Raw genomic sequence first — 17,730 nt, forward strand, 5'->3', positions numbered from 1 at the left:
GGGGGGGGGCGGGGGGGGGGGGGGGTGCGCCGGGGGGCCCCCGGGGGGGCTACGGGGCCCGGGGGGGGGGGCCCGCGGGGGCCACCGCCCGGCGGCCCCGCCCCTCGTGCGTCTACAGCTTCTCGACCGGCGCGTACCGCAGCAGCAGCTTCTTCGGCCGCTCGTCCCCGAAGTCGACCGTGGCCTTCGCCTGGTCGCCGACTCCCTCGACCGCCGTCACCGTGCCGAGCCCGAACTGGTCGTGCGTGACCCGGTCCCCGACCGCCAGCGCGATGGCCGGCTTGTCCGAGGTCCGCCGAGTCGCGAAGCCCGAAGGGCCGGAGCGCGCGCGGGAGGCGGACAGCGAGGACGTGATTCCCGAGGTCGGCCCCGCCGAGGCCGCCATCGGCCCCTTCCGCTTCCACTCCAGGTGCTGGTCCGGGATCTCCTCCAGGAACCGCGACGGCGGGTTGTACGACGGCTGGCCCCACGCGCTGCGCATCGCCGCCCGGGTCAGGTAGAGCCGCTCACGGGCCCGGGTGATGCCCACGTAGGCGAGCCGCCGCTCCTCCTCCAGCTCCTTGGTCTGCCCCAGCGCCCGCATGTGCGGGAAGACGCCGTCCTCCATGCCGGTCAGGAAGACGACCGGGAATTCGAGGCCCTTCGCGGTGTGCAGGGTCATCAGTGTGATGACGCCGGAGCCGTCCTCGTCCTCGTCGGGGATCTGGTCGGAGTCGGCGACGAGCGCGACCTTCTCCAGGAAGTCGGCGAGCGTGCCGGCGCCCTCCTCGCCCGCCTCGCCCCGCTCCTGCTCGAATTCGAGGGCGACCGCGGCGAGTTCCTGGAGGTTCTCGATCCGGGTCTCGTCCTGCGGGTCGGTGGACGCCTGGAGTTCGGCGAGGTAGCCCGTCCGCTCCAGGACCGCTTCCAGGACCACCGCGGGGCCCGCGCCCGACTCGACGATGGTGCGCAGTTCCTCCATCAGCGTGTTGAACCGCTTGACGGCGTTGGCCGAGCGGGCGGCCATGCCGTACGCCTCGTCGACCCGGCGCAGCGCCTGCGGGAAAGTGATCTTCTCGCGCAGGGAGAGGGCGTCGATCATCGCCTCGGCGCGGTCGCCGATGCCGCGCTTGGGCACGTTGAGGATGCGGCGCAGCGGGACGGTGTCCTCGGGGTTGGCGAGGACGCGCAGGTAGGCCAGGATGTCCCGGACCTCCTTGCGCTCGTAGAAGCGCACCCCGCCGACGACCTTGTAGGGCAGGCCGACGCGGATGAAGATCTCTTCGAAGACGCGGGACTGCGCGTTGGTGCGGTAGAAGATCGCGACGTCCCCGGCCCTGGCGTCGCCCGCGTCGGTCAGCCGGTCGATCTCGTCGGCGACGAACTGCGCCTCGTCGTGCTCGGTGTCGGCGACGTAACCGGTGATCCGGGCGCCGGTGCCGGCGTTCGTCCAGAGGTTCTTGGGGCGGCGGCTCTCGTTGCGTTCGATGACGGCGTTGGCGGCGGAGAGGATCGTCTGCGTGGAGCGGTAGTTCTGCTCCAGGAGGATCGTCGTCGCGTCCGGGTAGTCCTCCTCGAACTGGAGGATGTTGCGGATGGTCGCGCCGCGGAAGGCGTAGATCGACTGGTCCGCGTCACCGACCACGCACAGCTCGGCCGGGGCGTCGCCCTCGCCCGCCGGGCCGACCAGCTCGCGCACCAGGGTGTACTGGGCGTGGTTGGTGTCCTGGTACTCGTCGACCAGGACGTGCCGGAAGCGGCGGCGGTAGTGCTCGGCGACGTCGGGGAAGGCCTGGAGCAGGTGGACCGTCGTCATGATGATGTCGTCGAAGTCCAGCGCGTTGGCCTCGCGCAGCCGGGACTGGTACATCGCGTAGGCCTGGGCGAGGGTCTTCTCGAAGCCGTCGGCGGCCTGAGCGGCGAAGGTCTCCTCGTCGATCAGCTCGTTCTTCAGGTTGGAGACCTTGGCCGTGAACGACTTCGGCGGGAAGCGCTTCGGGTCCAGGTCGAGGTCGCGGCAGACCAGGGCCATCAGCCGCTTGGAGTCGGCCGCGTCGTAGATCGAGAACGACGAGGTGAAGCCGAGCCGCTTCGACTCACGGCGCAGGATGCGTACGCACGCGCTGTGGAAGGTCATGACCCACATGGCGTTGGCGCGCGGACCGACGAGCTGCTCGACGCGCTCCTTCATCTCGCCCGCGGCCTTGTTGGTGAACGTGATCGCCAGGATCTGGCCGGGGTGCACCCCGCGCTCGGCGAGGAGATGGGCGATCCGGTGCGTCAGCACCCGGGTCTTGCCCGAACCGGCCCCGGCGACGATGAGCAGCGGGGAGCCCGCGTGGACGACGGCGGCGCGCTGCTCGGTGTTCAGCCCGTCGAGGAGGGCCGCGGCGTCAATGACGGGGCGGGGGGCGCCGTCGCGGTAGTAGGAGTCCCTGGGCGGCGGGCCGTCGAAGACGCCCTCGAACAGACCCTCCGGCACCTCTTCGGGTGCGGCGTCCTCGGGGGGCGGCGGGGGCTGTTCCTCCGAGTGCTGGAGGCTGGCCAGGAAACTGTCGTCAAAGAGGCTGCTCATCGCTTGCCGAGTCTACGGGCTGACCCCTGGCCCCCGGCGGGCGTTCCGCGAGGCGGTACGGAGCGGGACCGGCGCCCCACGGTGGGTGAGCGCCCCTGCCTCCGTCACGCGGGTCACGAAGATGTATCGGGCATATCGAACATCAACCTTCACAGCGGTACCACGGGTTGGCTAGCGTGCTCGACCGGGCGGCCCGACCCCCTTGCGGCGAACCACGCCGAGCGGACGCCCGCGCCGAATCCGGGCTGCCCTCGCGGGAGTCCGGAGCCGGGGGCCCAGACGCAGTACCGGGGTGAATCGGTCCTCCCCCCACACGGACCGTAGGGCGCCTTCCGTTCGTCCGAACCCGACAGCTAACCCGGTAGGCGGTCCACGGAAGGAGATGCCGTTTTGGCATCGCACCGCAAACCGCGCACCCGGGTGCGCTCCACCGCACCGGCCGTCGGGCTCACCACCGCGGCCCTGGCGTCCGTGACGCTGCTCTCCACGCAGAGCGCGGTGGCCGCGCCGGACCCGAAGCCGGGCATCGAGGATGTCCAGAAGAAGGTCGACGACCTCTACCGGCAGGCGGGTACCGCGACCCAGAAGTACAACCAGGCGAAGGAGGCGTCCGCCGCCCAGCGCGCCACGGTCGATGCCCTGCTGGAGGACGTCGCCCAGCGCGCCGACAAGCTCAACGACGCCCGCAGGACGCTGGGCGCCTTCGCCGCCGCGCAGTACCGCAACGGTTCCGTCGCGCCGACCGCCACGTTCTTCCTGGCCGACGACCCGCAGTCGTACTTCGACCAGAACCAGCTGATGGAGCGGATGACCAGCCGCCAGCAGAAGGCGGTCACGGACTTCCGCACCCAGCAGACGAGGACCGCGAAGAAGCGGGCCGAGGCGGTACGGAGCCTGGAGACGCTGACGACGGCCCAGGCCTCGCTGCGCGCCAGCAAGCAGGACGTCCGCACGAAGCTGTCCGAGGCGCGCACGCTGCTGTCGAAGCTGACCGCCGAGGAGAAGGCGCGGCTCGCGGAGATCGAGCGGACGAAGGAGGCGGAGGCCAGGCGCAAGGCCGAGGAGCTGGCCAAGCGGCAGGCCGCAGCCAAGGCCGAGGAGGAGACGAAGAAGCCCGCCGGTACAGGTACAGATACGGGCACAGGCACGGGTACGGGCAGCAGTACCGGCACCAAGGCCGGTCAGGTCCTTGCCTTCGCTCGGGCCCAGATAGGCAAGCCGTACGTGTGGGGCGCGACGGGCCCGGCGTCGTACGACTGCTCCGGGCTGACCCAGGCCGCGTGGAAAGCCGCGGGCGTGGACATCCCGCGGACCACCTGGGACCAGGTCAAGACCGGCACCCGGGTCGCCACGGCGGACCTGCGGCCGGGAGACCTGGTCTTCTTCTACGACGACATCAGCCACGTCGGCATCTACAAGGGCGACGGGATGATGATCCACGCGCCGAAGCCCGGGGCGAACGTGCGCGAGGAGTCGATCTACTACATGCCGATCTACGGCAGCGTGCGCCCCGCGTAGCCGGCGGCGGGCACGCGCGTACCGCGTACCGCGCCCGGCCGCCGGGTCCGCCCGGCGGCCGGGAACGGGATCAGGTCCAGAGCGTGGCGATGAAGATGTTGAGGAGCGTCAGCCCGCCGACCGCGGCGAAGGCGCCCTTGTCGACCTTCTCCTCGTCCCGCTTGATGTAGACCAGCGCGAGGATCACGATCAGGACCAGCAGCTTCACGCCGATCTTGATGTTGTTCACGTGGCCGCCGTCGGTCTCGCGCATCCCGACCAGCGCGACACCGGTGACCAGCATGGCCAGCGCGCCGTGGAGCATCGCCGGGACGAACCGGGCCGTGCCCGCGCCCATCGCCTTCATCTGGGTCAGGAATCCGCCCAGCAGGGAAGCGATGCCGATGATGTGCAGGGCGACGAAGACATGAATGAGTACGTCCATGAGGCCGCAGCCTAGCCGTGGCCATATCACCCCCCGGCAGGCAGGTCCACCTTCGCGGGGCACACACGCCCACGTGTCGCTTCACGTGCACCTGCACCAATTGCATCACTCTGATGCAATTTTTCCGATCAATCGACGGCAATGCCACGCCAAAAACGAGCAATATGCGTCATTACGGCTCCGGCCCGTGCCCCGGGTTTAGCGTCACTCACTGACCGGGTCACCGGGCCCGCCGGTAGCCCCCGTCGGGCAGTCGTCAGGAAGGACGCACGCCCCCGTGGCAGCGCATCGGAAACCCAAGCAGCGCCTGTACAGCGGCCCTGCTGCCCGCACCGCGGCGACCCTCGCCCTCACCGGGGCCGCCACCGCCGCCGCTCTGCCCGGCCCCGCGGCCCACGCCGAACCGCGGCGCACCCCCGCCCAGGTCACGTCCGAGGTGGACCGGCTCTACCACGAGGCGGAGGTCGCCACCGAGCGGTACAACGGCGCGAAGGAGAAGGCCAGCGCCGCGGAGAGGGCCCTCGACGCCCTGCGTGACGAGGCCGCCCGCCGTACCGAGCGCCTCCACGCCTCCCGCCAGGAGCTGGGGTCCTTCGCCGCCGCCCAGTACCGCACGAGCGGCCTCGGCCCCTCCGTGCAGCTGGCGCTCTCCTCCGACCCCGACCAGTACCTGGAGCGGGCGTCGTACCTGGACCGGGTCGCGGACCGCCAGTCCGTCGCGCTCGACCGGGTCCGGCATCAGGTCGCCCGGATCGCCACGCTGCGCGCCCAGGCCACGGGGCAGCTCGCCGACCTGACCCTCCGCCGGACCGAGCTGAGGAAGGACAAGGCGACGATCACGGCCCGGCTGGCCGAGGCGAGACGGCTCCTCAACCGCCTGACCCCGGCCCAGCGCTCCTCGTACGAGGAAACCGGCCACGGCTCGGCGGCCCGCGCGTCCCGTTCCCTGCCGCGCGGCTCCGTCCAGGCGCCCAGCGGCCGTGCCGCCGCGGCCGTCGCCTTCGCGTACGGGGCGCTCGGCAAGCCGTACGTCTGGGGGGCCACCGGCCCCTCCTCCTTCGACTGCTCCGGGCTCACCCAGGCCGCCTGGCGCTCCGCCGGGGTCTCGCTGCCCCGCACCACGTACACCCAGATCAACGCCGGGCAGCGGGTGAGCCGCTCCGAACTCGCCCCCGGGGACCTGGTGTTCTTCTACTCCGGTATCAGCCACGTCGGGCTCTACATCGGCAACGGGCAGATGATCCACGCCCCGCGCCCCGGCGCACCGGTCCGGGTCGCCCCGATCGACCAGATGCCCTTCGCCGGGGCGACCCGGGTGGCATAGTCTCCCCGACGCCGGTCCGGGCCGTCCGCCGCCCCGGCGGCGGCCCGTCGTCGACCAACCGGCCCGAGGACACCCCGACATGCCCATGGACGCCGAGGTCCAGACCCACGCCCGCACGCTCGCCCAGCGTTCCCCGGATCATTTCCGGGCCGGGCCGTTCACCGTCCGGTACAACCCCGTCTGGTCCCTCAAGTACGCCAATTACGCCATACCCGACCAGGACGCGGAGCCGACCGCCGAGGACATCGACGCGCTGGTCGCCGCCTTCCGGGCGCACGACCGGCTGCCCCGGCTGGAATTCCTGCCCGGTGCGGCGCCCGCGGTCGAACCCGCTCTGCTGGCCGCCGGGTTCACCGTCGAGAACCGGGCCCCGGTCATGGCCTGCGCCCCGGGCGAACTGCGGACGCCGAAGCCGGTGGCGGACCTGGCGATCACAGAACCGGCCACCGACGCGGAGTTCGCCGCCGCCGCCCTCATCCAGCACCACGGCTACGGCGGGACCGGCGAGCCCGAGGACGGCCCGGCACAGTGGCTGCGCACGGCCGCCAAGGGCGGCGGGGTCGCGGCCCTCGCCACGCTCGACGGCCTGCCGGTGGCCGCGGGCGGCTGCTCCGTCCCCGTCGGCGGACTCACCGAACTGGCCGGGCTGGCCGTCGCCGACACCCACCGCCGCCGGGGCATCGGCGCCGCGCTCTCCGCGCATCTGACGGCCACCGCGTTCGAGCGCGGCTGCCGGGTGGTCTGGCTGGAACCGGCCGACGAGGCCGTGGAGCGGATCTACGCGGGCATCGGCTTCAACCGGATCGGCGAGAAGCTGAACATCTCGCTCGACCCGGCCTGACGGTCCCGCGGCCCGGTGGCGCCCGGCGGCTCAGACCAGCCGCCGGGCCGTCGCCCACCGGGTCAGTTCGTGCCGGTTGGAGAGCTGGAGCTTGCGCAGCACCGCCGAGACGTGCGACTCGACCGTCTTCACCGAGATGAACAGCTGCTTGGCGATCTCCTTGTAGGCGTAACCGCGGGCGATCAGCCGCAGCACCTCGCGCTCGCGCTGGGTCAGCCGGTCCAGGTCCTCGTCGACCGGCGGCGCGTCCGTGGAGGCGAAGGCGTCCAGGACGAACCCGGCCAGCCGGGGCGAGAACACCGCGTCGCCGTCCTGGACCCGGAAGACCGAGTCGACCAGGTCGGTGCCGGTGATGGTCTTGGTGACGTAGCCGCGGGCACCGCCCCGGATGACACCGATCACGTCCTCGGCGGCGTCCGACACGGACAGCGCCAGGAACCGCACCGGGTTGTCGACGGCCCCCATCAGCGAGGAGCAGCGGCGCAGCACCTCGACGCCGCCGCCGCCCGGCAGGTGGACGTCGAGGAGGACGACCTCGGGGCGGGTCGCCGTGATGACGGTGACCGCCTGGTCGACGTCGGCGGCCTCGCCGATCACCTCGACGCCGGTCTCCTCGGTGCGGCCGATCTCGGCCTGGACGCCGGTGCGGAACATCCGGTGGTCGTCGACGAGCACGACCCGTACCCGGCGCTCCGGGCCCCCGGCCGCCGCCTCAGTGGTCTTGATCATCGCTCGCCCTCTCCATCTCCAGCTCGACTTCCGTGCCCCCGCCGGGCACCGAACGCAGCCGCGCCGTACCGCCGTTGCGCTGCATCCGGCCGATGATTGATTCTCGTACGCCCATTCTGTCCCCCGGTACGGAATCCAGGTCGAAGCCCGGACCCCGGTCGCGGACCGAGACGAAGACCGTGCGGCCCTCGACCTCCGCGTAGACCTGTACGGCGCCGCCCTCGCCACCGTACTTGGCGGCGTTGACCATCGCCTCGCGCGCGGCCTGCATCTGCGCGGCCAGCCTCTCGTCCAGCGGGCAGTCGCCGACGACGACGACCTCCAGCGGGACGCCGTGCTTGTCCTCGACCTCGGCGGCGGCGCGCTTGACCGCCTCGGCGAGGTTCTCGGGCTCGTCGTCCTCGTCCTTGCCGGTGCCCTCGGGGTTGTACAGCCAGTTGCGCAGCTCGCGTTCCTGGGCGCGGGCGAGCCTGCGGACCTCTCCGGCGTCCTCCGCGCGGCGCTGGATCAGGGTGAGGGTGTGGAGCACCGAGTCGTGTACGTGGGCGGCGACCTCGGCGCGTTCCTGGGCCCGGATGCGCATCAGGCGCTCCTCGGAGAGGTCCTGGGTCATCCGGACGAGATAGGGACCGGCGAGCAGGGCGATGCCGGTGAGGACGGCGATCGCGGCGGTCAGGACGTTGCCGAGCTGGACGGCGGAGCCCCGTACGACGACGAAGACGGCCAGGCCCACACCGACCAGGGCGACCCCGGCGAGCCCCCGGGCCAGGTGCAGGACCCGACGGCGGCGGCCGACCTCCATCCAGCGGGCGCGGCGGGCGTTGTCGGCCTGCCGCCACACCAGTACGCAGCCGCCGCCGATCAGCACGGCGGGCCAGATGTAGCGGTTGGCACCGCTGCTCATGTCGACGTTGCCGACGAAGATCATGCCGCCGATGATCAGCGCGATCAGCGCGACGACCTGGCCCCGGTCGGGTTTGCGGAGCTTGCGGCGGCCGTCCGGGCCGGTCTCGAAGACGGGGCGCGGCGTCTCGACGCCGCCGACCCCGAGCGGGACGACGATCCAGAACACGGCGTAGAGCACCGCGCCGAAACCGTCCGCGAAGAACAGGCCGACGAAGAAGAACCGCACCCACAGCACGGGCAGGCCGACGTGCCCGGCCAGGCCGCGCGCGACACCGCCCAGGAACCGCCCGTCGGCGCTGCGGTACAGCTTGCGGGGCGGCGGCTCCTCGGGATCTGCGGGGCGGGAGCCGGGGGCTCGGGTGGTGGCGGCGGACATGCCCCGATCGTCACATGCCCGCGTGGGCCGTGGCATCAGGGTCCGCCCCCTAAGGTCCGGTCCCGGGTCGTCAGGGCTCCGGGGAGCCAATATCAGGGATCGGCCAGGGTCGGTCCCGGTCCCGGTCGGGCCGGTGGGCGGTCACCATGGAGCCATGACCGTTCCCCAGGACGCACCCCCCGGTGCCGCGCCGCCCCAAGCCCCTCCCCCCCTGCTGCGCCGTACCCCGCGGCAGAAGGTCGTGGCTGGGGTCTGCGGCGGGCTCGGCCGGTACTGCGACGTCGATCCGGTGATCTTCCGGATCGTGCTCGGCGTGCTGTCGGTGACCGGCGGCATCGGGCTGATCTTCTACGGCTTCGCCTGGCTGCTGATCCCGGCGGACGGCGAGGAGGAGAACGAGATACGCAGGCTGCTGTCCGGCCGGGTGGAGGGGGCCTCGCTGATCGCGGTGCTGCTCGCGCTGATCGGCTGCGGCCTCTTCCTCTCGATGCTGGGCAACGGCGGCACCCTGTCCTTCTCCGCGCTCCTGTCGCTCGCGGTCGTGGGTTTCGCCGTGTGGACGCAGAACCGCAGGAACGCGGCGGCGGAGGACCCGCAGCGTCCGGCGGCCTCCCAGACGGTGCCGGACGCGCCGCCGGAGGTGCGGGCCCCTCCGTCGCCGGGCAGCCCGTCGTGGTGGCGCGATCCGATCGTCAAGGACGGTACGACGGGGCCGGTCGGCGCCGGCTATCTGTGGGGTCCGGCCGACACGGTGCTGCCGCCCCGTGCGGACCGCCCGGCGGGGCCGCCGGACTCCCCGTTCCGCGCGCCCCGGCCGGAGCGCGGCACGAGGGGCCCGACCTCGATCGGCGGTGCGGTGTTCCTGGCCGCGCTGGTCGCGGGCGGGCTGGGGACGGGGCTGAGCTGGGACACCCAGCCGTTCGGTACGAGCCTGCAGTTCGGGCTGGCCGCCGCGCTGGCGGTGTTCGGGCTCGGGATGCTGGTCAGCTCGTTCCTGGGCCGGACGGGGTTCGGCACGGTGATGCTCGCGATGGTCACGGCCGCGTTGCTGGCGGGCTCCGCCGCGCTGCCCAAGGACATCAGCACCCAGTGGGTGCGCGAGAACTGGCGGCCCGCCTCGGTGGCGGCGGTCCAGCCGCAGTACCGGCTGGGCACCGGGGACGCCCGGCTGGACCTCACCGGGATCACGGTTCCCGAGGGCGACACGGTCACCACCGCGCTGAAGGTCGGGGCGGGCCGCGCGGTCGTCGTCGTACCGAGGGACGTGACGGTGAAGGTGACGGCGCGGGTGACCATCGGTGACATCGCGCTGCCGGTCGGCCGGCTGGACGCCGCGCGGGATCTGGCGGGGCACGAGATGGGCATCAACCCCGCGCAGGAGGAACACCGGACGCTGCCGCCGCCCCCCGGCGGCAAACCGGCCGGGACGGTCGAGCTGACGCTCGACACGAGCATCGGACAGGTGGAGGTCACCCGTGCTGCGTCATGAGATCCGGCCCGGACGGGCGGTGGCGGGCCTGGTCATGCTCGCCCTGGCGGCGGGGTACGCGGCGGACGCCGCGGGCTCCTGGGACGCCCCCTGGACGTTCTTCCTCCCGCTGTTCTTCGGCGGCCTCACCCTGGCCACCCTGGTGACCGGGGTGAACTACCTGATCCGTCGCCGCCGCCTCGCCAGGAAGGCGTCCAGCGAGAACGCCCCGGCCCCGCCGAGCACCAGCGGCAGCCAGGCCATGAGGTAGGCCAGGTCGTTGCCGAAGTAGTACGGGCTGACCGCCCAGCTCACGGTCAGCCACAGGCTCAGCGAGATCAGTGCCCCGCCGAGCGCGGCGATCCTTCCCCACAGCCCGAAGAAGGTGCCGAGGCCCACGAGGAGCTCGCCGATGGCGATGGCGTACCCGAAGAAGCCGGGGCTCTTCAGCGCGAGGTCGACCAGGGCCGGGATCGCGGCCGAGTCGCGCACCGCGTGCATGGTCTCGCCGATGGAGCCGGGGCCGGTGGCCCGGAAGAAGGAGGGTTCGGTCAGCTTGTCGAGCCCGGCGTAGACGAAGGTGACGCCGAGGAAGATCCGCAGCGGCAGCAGGGCGTGCTCCCGCGCCGTCTCCCTGAGCCCCCGCCGCTCACCGAGACCGCGTACGCTCGCTCCGTACCCCTGCATGTGGCTGACCCGCCTTCCGTAGATCCCCGTACCCCCAAGTTTACGTAGCGTACGCAGGGAACGCGCTGCTCACGCCGGTCGGCCATCCGGTCAGTCGGTCACCTCGATCTCGACCGGGTTGGTCTCCACCCCGGCCGCGGTGACGACCTGCACCTCGACCACGCCCGGCTCGACCTCCACCGGAACCGGCACGGTCAGTACACCGTCCGTCGGATTGGCGAAGCCGCCGGTGACCGGGATCAGCGGCACATGGACGTGGACCCGGCCGATCCGGACGACCATCCGGGCCAGCCGGTCCGGTGCTCCGGCGCCCGGCGGCACGAAACCCGCGCCCCGGATCTCGATGTCGTCGCCGGTGCGCACCGGCGCGTCCAGGTCCCCGGCCTCCCGGGCCCGGACCACCGAGAGGATCACCGGCCGTCCGCCCTCCACGTACTTCCCGGCGAAGTAGGCGAGTGCCGAGACCGTGACCAGCAGCGCCAGGCCCCATGGCAGGTCGGGCAGCTGCTCGGGGCGGCGGGCCAGCCGGACCGCGGCGAACACCACGGCGACAGTGCTGATCAGCATGTACTGCACATCGGTGAAGCTGCCCCGCCCCGAGTCGTCGGTGAGCAGGTCGGCGGCGCGCGGCCGGTCGGCCCGCAGCTTCTGCAGCCGTCCCGACAGCGTCCGTACGGTCACCACCCGGCGTACCACGACGGCGACGGCGCAGACCAGCGCGAGCACGGTCACCACCCCGGCGCCCCGCGCCAGGTCCAGTCCCTCGATCAGCGCGTCGCGCTCGGCGTGCCGGGAGGCACCGGCCAGCTGGAGCGCCAGGACGAGCACGGCGAAGACCACGAGCAGCACCCAGGAGACGGCGACGGCCCGGGAGGTGGAGAGCCGGTTGTCCTCGCCGATCAGCGGGGCGAGCAGACCGCCGCGGGCGCGGTGGACATGGGCGGCTCCGGTGAGAAGGGCGGCGGTGACGAGCCCGGCGATCAGCCCCGCCGTACGGGCGTTGGTCCAGCCCGCGCCGATGGCGGTGGCGGATTCCCCGACGACCAGCAGGGCGACGCCGCCCCACACCGCGATCAGGGTGCGCCGCCACACCCGGTACAGCCAGGCGTCGCCCTCCTCACGGCCCCGTTCGGCGACGGTCCGGGCGGACTGGGTGAGCTCGTCCGAGACCCACTGGCGGGTCGCGGACACGGACCGCGCGACGCCGGGCGGCAGCCCCTGCCCGGCGGCGAGTTCGTCCCGCTTGGCCAGGAAGGCGGCCACCGCGCGCCGGTGACCCTCGCGCGCCCCGTGCGGGCAGTCGCCGCAGGTGCAGCCGCCCCGGTGGGCGCCGCCCGCCCTCGCCTCGTCCAACACCACTGGGAACGCCGCCCTCTCCAGCCCCGGTGCAGCCAACTCGGCTGCTATTGCAGCGAATTGTGCCGTACGGAGGGGCTGTGGACCGCATCGGGGCACACGTGCGGAGCGCGTATCGTCAGAATGTGCGACTGATCCGCTGCCACAGGGGCTGGTAGTTGATCCACGCCACCAGGTCGCTGCCCAGCTGGTCCCGGGTGGCCAGGGCGTCCCGGCGCTCGATCAGCACCGGCTTCCCGGCGGACCGGGCGGCCAGCTGCACCTGGCAGGAGCGCTCCAGCGCGATGAACCACCAGGCGGCGGCGTCCACCGAGTCGCCGACGGTCAGCAGTCCGTGGTTGCGCAGCACGATCGCCTTGTGCCCGTCGAGCGCCGCGGCGATCCGGCGGCCCTCCTCCTCGTCGACGACGACCCCGGTGTACGCGTCGTACAGCACATGGTCCTCGTAGAAGGCGCAGGACTCCTGGGTGATCGGCTCGATCAGCTCGCCGAGCGCGGCCAGCGCCCGCCCGTGCACGGAGTGGGTGTGCGCGACGGCGACGACGTCCGGGCGGGCCCGGTGCACGGCCGCGTGGACGGCGAACGCCGCCTGGTTGACGTGGTGGCGGCCCTCGACGACCTGCCCGTCGCCGTTGACCAGGATCAGCTCGTCCGGCGCGAGCCCGTCGAACGGCACCCCGAAGGGATTGACCCAGAAGCAGTCGGCGAACTCGGGGTCGCGGGCGGTGATGTGCCCGGAGACGCCGTCCTCGTAGCCGTACGCCCCGAACAGCCGCAGCGCCCCGGCCAGCCGCTCCTTGCGGTAGGCGCGCTCCTCGGCCGGGGAGCCGTGTACGGGCGGCATCGCGAAGTGGAGCCGGTCCACGGGCAGGGGGGCGGGTACGGGCGTGGGCTCGGTCATGACGGCTCCTCGGGCTCCCGGGCATGGGAAACCGGAAGTTACCGCCGGTTCCCGCAAGTCGCCAGGGGTACGGGGAACAGGGCACCTCTCCGGCGCGCCCGGCACACACGCCGATGCCGCCGCCCGGACGAGCGGGCGGCGGCATCGGCGCTGGCCTGGCGGAACGGCCTCAGGGGGAGATCACTCCCACTCGATGGTCCCCGGCGGCTTGCTCGTCACGTCGAGCACCACGCGGTTGACATCGGCGACCTCGTTGGTGATGCGGGTCGAGATCCGGGCGAGGGTCTCGTACGGCAGGCGCGACCAGTCGGCGGTCATGGCGTCCTCGGAGGAGACCGGGCGCAGCACGATCGGGTGACCGTAGGTGCGGCCGTCGCCCTGGACGCCGACCGAGCGGACGTCGGCGAGCAGGACCACCGGGCACTGCCAGATGTCGCGGTCCAGACCGGCCGCGGTCAGCTCCTCGCGGGCGATGGCGTCGGCGTCGCGGAGCAGGTCGAGCCGCTCCTTGGTGACCTCACCGACGATCCGGATGCCCAGGCCGGGGCCGGGGAACGGCTGGCGCTGGACGATCTCGTCGGGGAGGCCGAGCTCCTGGCCGACCATCCGGACCTCGTCCTTGAACAGCTGGCGCAGCGGCTCGACGAGCTGGAACTCGATGTCGTCGGGGAGGCCGCCCACGTTGTGGTGGGACTTGATGTTGGCGGTGCCGGTGCCGCCGCCGGACTCGACGACGTCGGGGTAGAGGGTGCCCTGGACGAGGAACGCGACGTCCTCGCCGTCGGCGGCGCCCTCGGCGACGATCTCGGCCTGGGCCTGCTCGAAGACCCGGATGAACTCGCGGCCGATGATCTTCCGCTTCTGCTCGGGGTCGGAGACCCCCGCCAGCGCGGCCAGGAAGCGCTCCTCGGCGTCGACGACCTTGAGCTGCACGCCGGTGGCGGCGACGAAGTCCTTCTCGACCTGCTCGGTCTCGTTCTTGCGCATCAGGCCGTGGTCGACGTACACGCAGGTCAGCTGGGAGCCGATGGCCTTCTGGACGAGGGCCGCGGCGACCGCGGAGTCGACGCCTCCGGAGAGGCCGCAGATGGCGCGCTTGGTGCCGACCTGCTCGCGGATCAGGGCAATCTGCTCCTCGACCACGTTGGTCGTGGTCCAGGTCGGCTCGATGCCCGCGCCACGGTAGAGGAAGTGCTCCAGGACCTGCTGGCCGTGCGTGGAGTGCATGACCTCGGGGTGGTACTGGACGCCGTAGAGCTTCTTCTCGTCGTTCTCGAAGGCGGCGACCGGGACGACGTCGGTGGACGCGGTGACGGTGAAGCCCTCGGGGGCGGCGGAACAGGCGTCGCCGTGCGACATCCAGACCGACTGCTCGGCCGGGGTGCCCTCGAAGAGGGTGGAGCCGCTCTTGGAGACGGTGAGCGGGGTGCGGCCGTACTCGCGGGCGCCGTTGTCGTCGACCGTGCCGCCGAGCGTGGTGGCCATCAGCTGGAAGCCGTAGCACATGCCGAAGACCGGGACACCGGCCTCGAAGATCGCGCGGTCCAGGGAGGGCGCGTCCTCGGCGTACACCGAGGAGGGACCGCCGGAGAGGATGATCGCCCGGGGGTTCCTGGCCAGCATCTCGGCCACCGGCATGGTGGACGGGACGATCTCGCTGTAGACCCGGGCCTCACGGACGCGGCGGGCGATGAGCTGGGCGTACTGCGCGCCGAAGTCGACGACCAGGACCACGTCGGTGGTGGAGTCGGGGGCGGCGGGGGGTGCTGCGGGCACGGGCGGCCTTCCGGCGGTGAAGGGGGGTCTGTTTTGTCGATTCTACCGGGGTCGCGGAACGCGGCGTCGTCCTGCCCGTCCGGGGGCCGCCCCGGGCCGCCTCCCGGACAGGGCGTCTCAGCATCCGGGCCCCGTGTTGGCCCGGCCGCGGCGGGCGGGCCATACTGACGGCATGCGTCAGCACACGACCTTCGTCTTTACCTATGGCATCCGGCCCGCCGGCTGCCATGGTCGTGTTGCTTGATCCCAGCAACGTTCCAGGCGCCCCGGGCCGAAAGGCCCGGGGCGCTTTGGCGTTACGGACCATTCGGCTCGGGGCCCGCACCCACCGAGGAGTCAGCATGAGCGCCAGCACCACCACCGAGAAGACCGCCCCCGTGAAGACCGCCGCCGAGAAGACCGGTGCGCACACCGAGGAGGCCGCCGCGGTGATCGACGACGCGCGGAACCGGATCGACACCCTCGACGACCGGATCATCGGGCTCGTCCAGGAGCGGATGGCCGTCTCGGCGGTCATCCAGGAGGCCCGGCTCACCTCCGGTGGCCGCCGGATCAACCTCTCCCGCGAGATGGAGATCCTCGCCTCGTACCGGAACGCGCTCGGGCGGCCCGGCACCTCGCTCGCCATGACGCTGCTGGAGCTCTGCCGCGGCCGGGCCTGACACGGTCCGGAGTCCGGCGCCCGGCCGGGACAGAGGGCCGGGCGTTCGGGCGGGCGTTCGGGCGGGCTCTCACCCGTACGGCGCGTGACCGGGCATGGCGCGGATTCGTTGTTCCTGGTGCGTGTCCGTGCCGGCCGGGGCAGCTCCGGGCGGCACACCACGCGTGACTCCGCCGGAGCGTGTGGCGTGCCTTCGAGTGCGCCGTGGGACCGCGCCCCGGCGTGTGTGACCGGTCGGCAGGGGACAGCAGTCCGGTCACCCCAGGAAACGGCCGGCTCCGGGGACGCCCGGGGCCGGCCGTTTCCGCGTCCGGCGTCAGACGTCCGGCGTCAGACGTCCGGCGTCAGACGTCCGGCGTTCCGCGCGGAGGGGCTACGGCTTCTTCTTCGGCGGGACGGCCGGCATCCCGAGAAACGGCAGCCTGAGCGCACCGAAGGCGTCCTTCGGTACGGCCGGGGCCTGCGGTTCGACGGCGGCCAGCCGGGCGTACGCCTCGCCCTGGCCGGGGCGCGGGTCGGCCTCCCCCTTGTTGGGCCAGAAGGACATGGCGCGCTCGGCCTGCGCGGTGATGGTGAGCGAGGGGTTGACCCCGAGGTTCGCGGAGACCGCCGAACCGTCGACGACGGAGATGCCGGGGTACCCGTAGAGCCGGTGGTACGGGTCGATGACCCCGTCCTCGGCGCTGGCGCCGATCGGGCAGCCGCCGAGGAAGTGCGCGGTGAGCGGGGTGCCCATCAGCTCGCCGACGTTGGACCCCGCGAAGCCGTTGATCTCCTCGGCGAGCAGCGCGGCACCACGGGTCGCCGCCTCGATCTGCGTCGGGTTGGGCGCGCCGTGTCCCTGCCGGGCGGTGAGCAGGCCCTTCCCGAGACCGCCGGGCTTGCGGTAGGTCGTCAGGGAGTTGTCGAGCGACTGCATGACGAGCCCGATGATGGTCCGCTCCGACCAGCGGCGGTTGGACAGCGACCGGGCCGCGAGCGTGGGGTGCCTGACCAGTTCGAGCAGCCACCGGCGGACCCGGTGCGCGCCGTACGGCACCTGGAGGACGGTCAGCGCGCCCATCGAGTTGGAGCCCTTGCCGTACCGGACGGGTTCGATGTGGGTGTTCTCGTCCGGGTGGACCGAGGAGGTGATGGCGACGCCCCGGGTGAAGTCGGCCCCGGCGCCCCCGTGCTTCCTGCGGTAGCGGCGGTCGGTGGTCTGCGCGCCGACCAGCCCCTCGGAGTTGGTACGGGTCAGCTCCCCGAGCCGGGGCGAGATCAGGGGCAGCAGCCCGGTGTCCTTCATCCGGTGCAGCAGGGTCTGGGTGCCGTACGTACCCGCGGCGATGACGACCTCGCGGGCGGTGAACGTACGGCCCTTCCCCTTCTTCCGGTTGTCGGTGGGGAGGGTCTTGACGGCGTAGCCGCCCCGGGTGTTGCCGGTGACGGCGACGACCGAGGTCATCGGATGGATGACCGCGCCCGCCTTCTGGGCGAGGTGGAGGTAGTTCTCGTTGAGGGTGTTCTTCGCGCCGTGACGGCAGCCGGTCATGCACTCGCCGCACTCGGTGCAGGCCTTGCGGGAGGGGCCGACGCCGCCGAAGAACGGGTCGGGGACCTCGCCGCCGGGGCGGGCCGTGGCCGTACCGTCGCCGTCCTCGCCGTCCCCGAAGAAGACGCCCACCGGCGCCAGGTGGAAGGTGTCGCCGATGCCCATGGCCTGCGCGGCCGCCTTCAGATGGACGTCCGAGGGGGTCATCGTCGGGTTGATCCGGACCCCCAGCATCCGCTTGGCCTGGTCGTAGTACGGGGCCAGCTCCTCGTGCCAGTCGGTGATGTCCTTCCACTGCGGGTCGTCGAAGAACGGGGCGAGCGGCTCGTACAGGGTGTTGGCGTAGTTCAGCGAGCCGCCGCCGACGCCCGCACCCGCCAGCACCATGACGTTGCCCAGCAGGTGGATGCGCTGGATGCCGTACAGGCCGAGGGCCGGGGCCCACAGGAAGTTCTTCAGGTCCCAGGAGTTCCTGGGCAGTTCCGACCGGGTGAAACGACGGCCCGCCTCCAGTACCCCGACGCGGTACCCCTTCTCGGTCAGCCGCAGGGCCGACACCGCACCGCCGAAGCCCGAGCCGACCACGATCACGTCGTAGTCGTGGGCGGCGTCGTCACCGCCCGCCTCCGGGGCTGCGGGCCGATTCTGGGCAGGGCTGTCCTGGGACATGGCTCT

General features: G+C 72.3%; 15 protein-coding genes and 1 riboswitch. Of the genes, 6 read left to right on the forward strand and 9 right to left on the reverse strand.

What is annotated here, in order from left to right; all coding sequences use genetic code 11:
- Positions 1-112 precede the first annotated feature (112 nt).
- Positions 113-2,554: a DNA helicase PcrA gene (gene pcrA / locus ACFVWY_RS03720; RefSeq protein WP_389866952.1), complete on the reverse strand. Its 2,442-nt coding sequence runs from the start codon at positions 2,552-2,554 to the stop codon at positions 113-115.
- A gap of 222 nt (positions 2,555-2,776) precedes the next feature.
- A riboswitch (cyclic di-AMP (ydaO/yuaA leader) is annotated at positions 2,777-2,938 on the forward strand.
- A 6-nt stretch (positions 2,939-2,944) separates the two neighbouring features.
- Here pcrA and ACFVWY_RS03725 point away from each other — a divergent pair.
- Complete coding sequence (locus ACFVWY_RS03725; RefSeq protein ID WP_389866954.1) at positions 2,945-4,072, forward strand: NlpC/P60 family protein; 1,128 nt, start codon at positions 2,945-2,947, stop codon at positions 4,070-4,072.
- A gap of 70 nt (positions 4,073-4,142) precedes the next feature.
- On the opposite strand, the gene ACFVWY_RS03730 is transcribed toward ACFVWY_RS03725, so the two are convergent.
- Positions 4,143-4,496, reverse strand: coding sequence for a hypothetical protein (locus tag ACFVWY_RS03730; protein WP_389866956.1), 354 nt, complete (start codon positions 4,494-4,496; stop codon positions 4,143-4,145).
- A gap of 277 nt (positions 4,497-4,773) precedes the next feature.
- On the opposite strand from ACFVWY_RS03730, the gene ACFVWY_RS03735 reads away from it, so the two are divergent.
- Together ACFVWY_RS03735 and ACFVWY_RS03740 are read left to right on the forward strand one after the other, a co-directional pair.
- A complete protein-coding gene (locus tag ACFVWY_RS03735; protein WP_389866958.1) occupies positions 4,774-5,820 on the forward strand; it encodes an NlpC/P60 family protein in 1,047 nt (348 codons plus the stop codon).
- A 79-nt stretch (positions 5,821-5,899) separates the two neighbouring features.
- Complete coding sequence (locus ACFVWY_RS03740) at positions 5,900-6,661, forward strand: GNAT family N-acetyltransferase (protein WP_389866960.1); 762 nt, start codon at positions 5,900-5,902, stop codon at positions 6,659-6,661.
- 30 nt (positions 6,662-6,691) lie between these two features.
- Here the strand turns inward: ACFVWY_RS03740 and ACFVWY_RS03745 are convergent, their stop codons facing one another.
- Positions 6,692-7,390: a LuxR C-terminal-related transcriptional regulator gene (locus tag ACFVWY_RS03745; protein WP_389866962.1), complete on the reverse strand. Its 699-nt coding sequence runs from the start codon at positions 7,388-7,390 to the stop codon at positions 6,692-6,694.
- The gene (locus ACFVWY_RS03750; protein ID WP_389866964.1) at positions 7,374-8,672 is read right to left on the reverse strand and encodes a PspC domain-containing protein; all 1,299 of its coding nucleotides are present in this window, start codon (positions 8,670-8,672) and stop codon (positions 7,374-7,376) included. The genes ACFVWY_RS03745 and ACFVWY_RS03750 overlap by 17 nt, the downstream gene beginning before the upstream one ends.
- A 154-nt stretch (positions 8,673-8,826) precedes the next feature.
- Between ACFVWY_RS03750 and ACFVWY_RS03755 the strand changes: the two genes are divergently transcribed.
- Entirely contained in the window at positions 8,827-10,161 is a 1,335-nt protein-coding gene (locus tag ACFVWY_RS03755) for a PspC domain-containing protein (RefSeq protein WP_389866965.1), read from the forward strand.
- A complete protein-coding gene (locus ACFVWY_RS03760) occupies positions 10,148-10,411 on the forward strand; it encodes a hypothetical protein (RefSeq protein ID WP_389866967.1) in 264 nt (87 codons plus the stop codon). Before ACFVWY_RS03755 ends, ACFVWY_RS03760 begins: the two co-directional genes overlap by 14 nt.
- Here ACFVWY_RS03760 and ACFVWY_RS03765 read toward each other — a convergent pair.
- From ACFVWY_RS03765 to guaA, 4 genes are all read right to left on the reverse strand, one after another.
- Entirely contained in the window at positions 10,318-10,827 is a 510-nt protein-coding gene (locus ACFVWY_RS03765; RefSeq protein WP_389866969.1) for a DoxX family protein, read from the reverse strand. The two genes, ACFVWY_RS03760 and ACFVWY_RS03765, sit on opposite strands and share 94 nt — an antisense overlap.
- 90 nt (positions 10,828-10,917) lie before the next feature.
- Positions 10,918-12,186, reverse strand: coding sequence for a hypothetical protein (locus ACFVWY_RS03770; protein WP_389866971.1), 1,269 nt, complete (start codon positions 12,184-12,186; stop codon positions 10,918-10,920).
- Positions 12,187-12,301: 115 nt separating this feature from the next.
- Complete coding sequence (locus tag ACFVWY_RS03775; RefSeq protein WP_389866973.1) at positions 12,302-13,084, reverse strand: class II aldolase/adducin family protein; 783 nt, start codon at positions 13,082-13,084, stop codon at positions 12,302-12,304.
- A 180-nt stretch (positions 13,085-13,264) separates the two neighbouring features.
- Positions 13,265-14,860, reverse strand: a complete 1,596-nt coding sequence (guaA, locus tag ACFVWY_RS03780) for a glutamine-hydrolyzing GMP synthase (protein WP_389866975.1) — start codon at positions 14,858-14,860, stop codon at positions 13,265-13,267.
- Positions 14,861-15,201: 341 nt separating this feature from the next.
- On the opposite strand from guaA, the gene ACFVWY_RS03785 reads away from it, so the two are divergent.
- Positions 15,202-15,522: a chorismate mutase gene (locus tag ACFVWY_RS03785; protein ID WP_389866977.1), complete on the forward strand. Its 321-nt coding sequence runs from the start codon at positions 15,202-15,204 to the stop codon at positions 15,520-15,522.
- A gap of 372 nt (positions 15,523-15,894) precedes the next feature.
- On the opposite strand, the gene ACFVWY_RS03790 is transcribed toward ACFVWY_RS03785, so the two are convergent.
- A complete protein-coding gene (locus ACFVWY_RS03790; protein WP_389866979.1) occupies positions 15,895-17,724 on the reverse strand; it encodes a GMC family oxidoreductase N-terminal domain-containing protein in 1,830 nt (609 codons plus the stop codon).
- Positions 17,725-17,730: the final 6 nt, after the last annotated feature.

Source organism: Streptomyces sp. NPDC058195 (genome assembly GCF_042883525.1).
GTDB lineage: Bacteria > Actinomycetota > Actinomycetes > Streptomycetales > Streptomycetaceae > Streptomyces.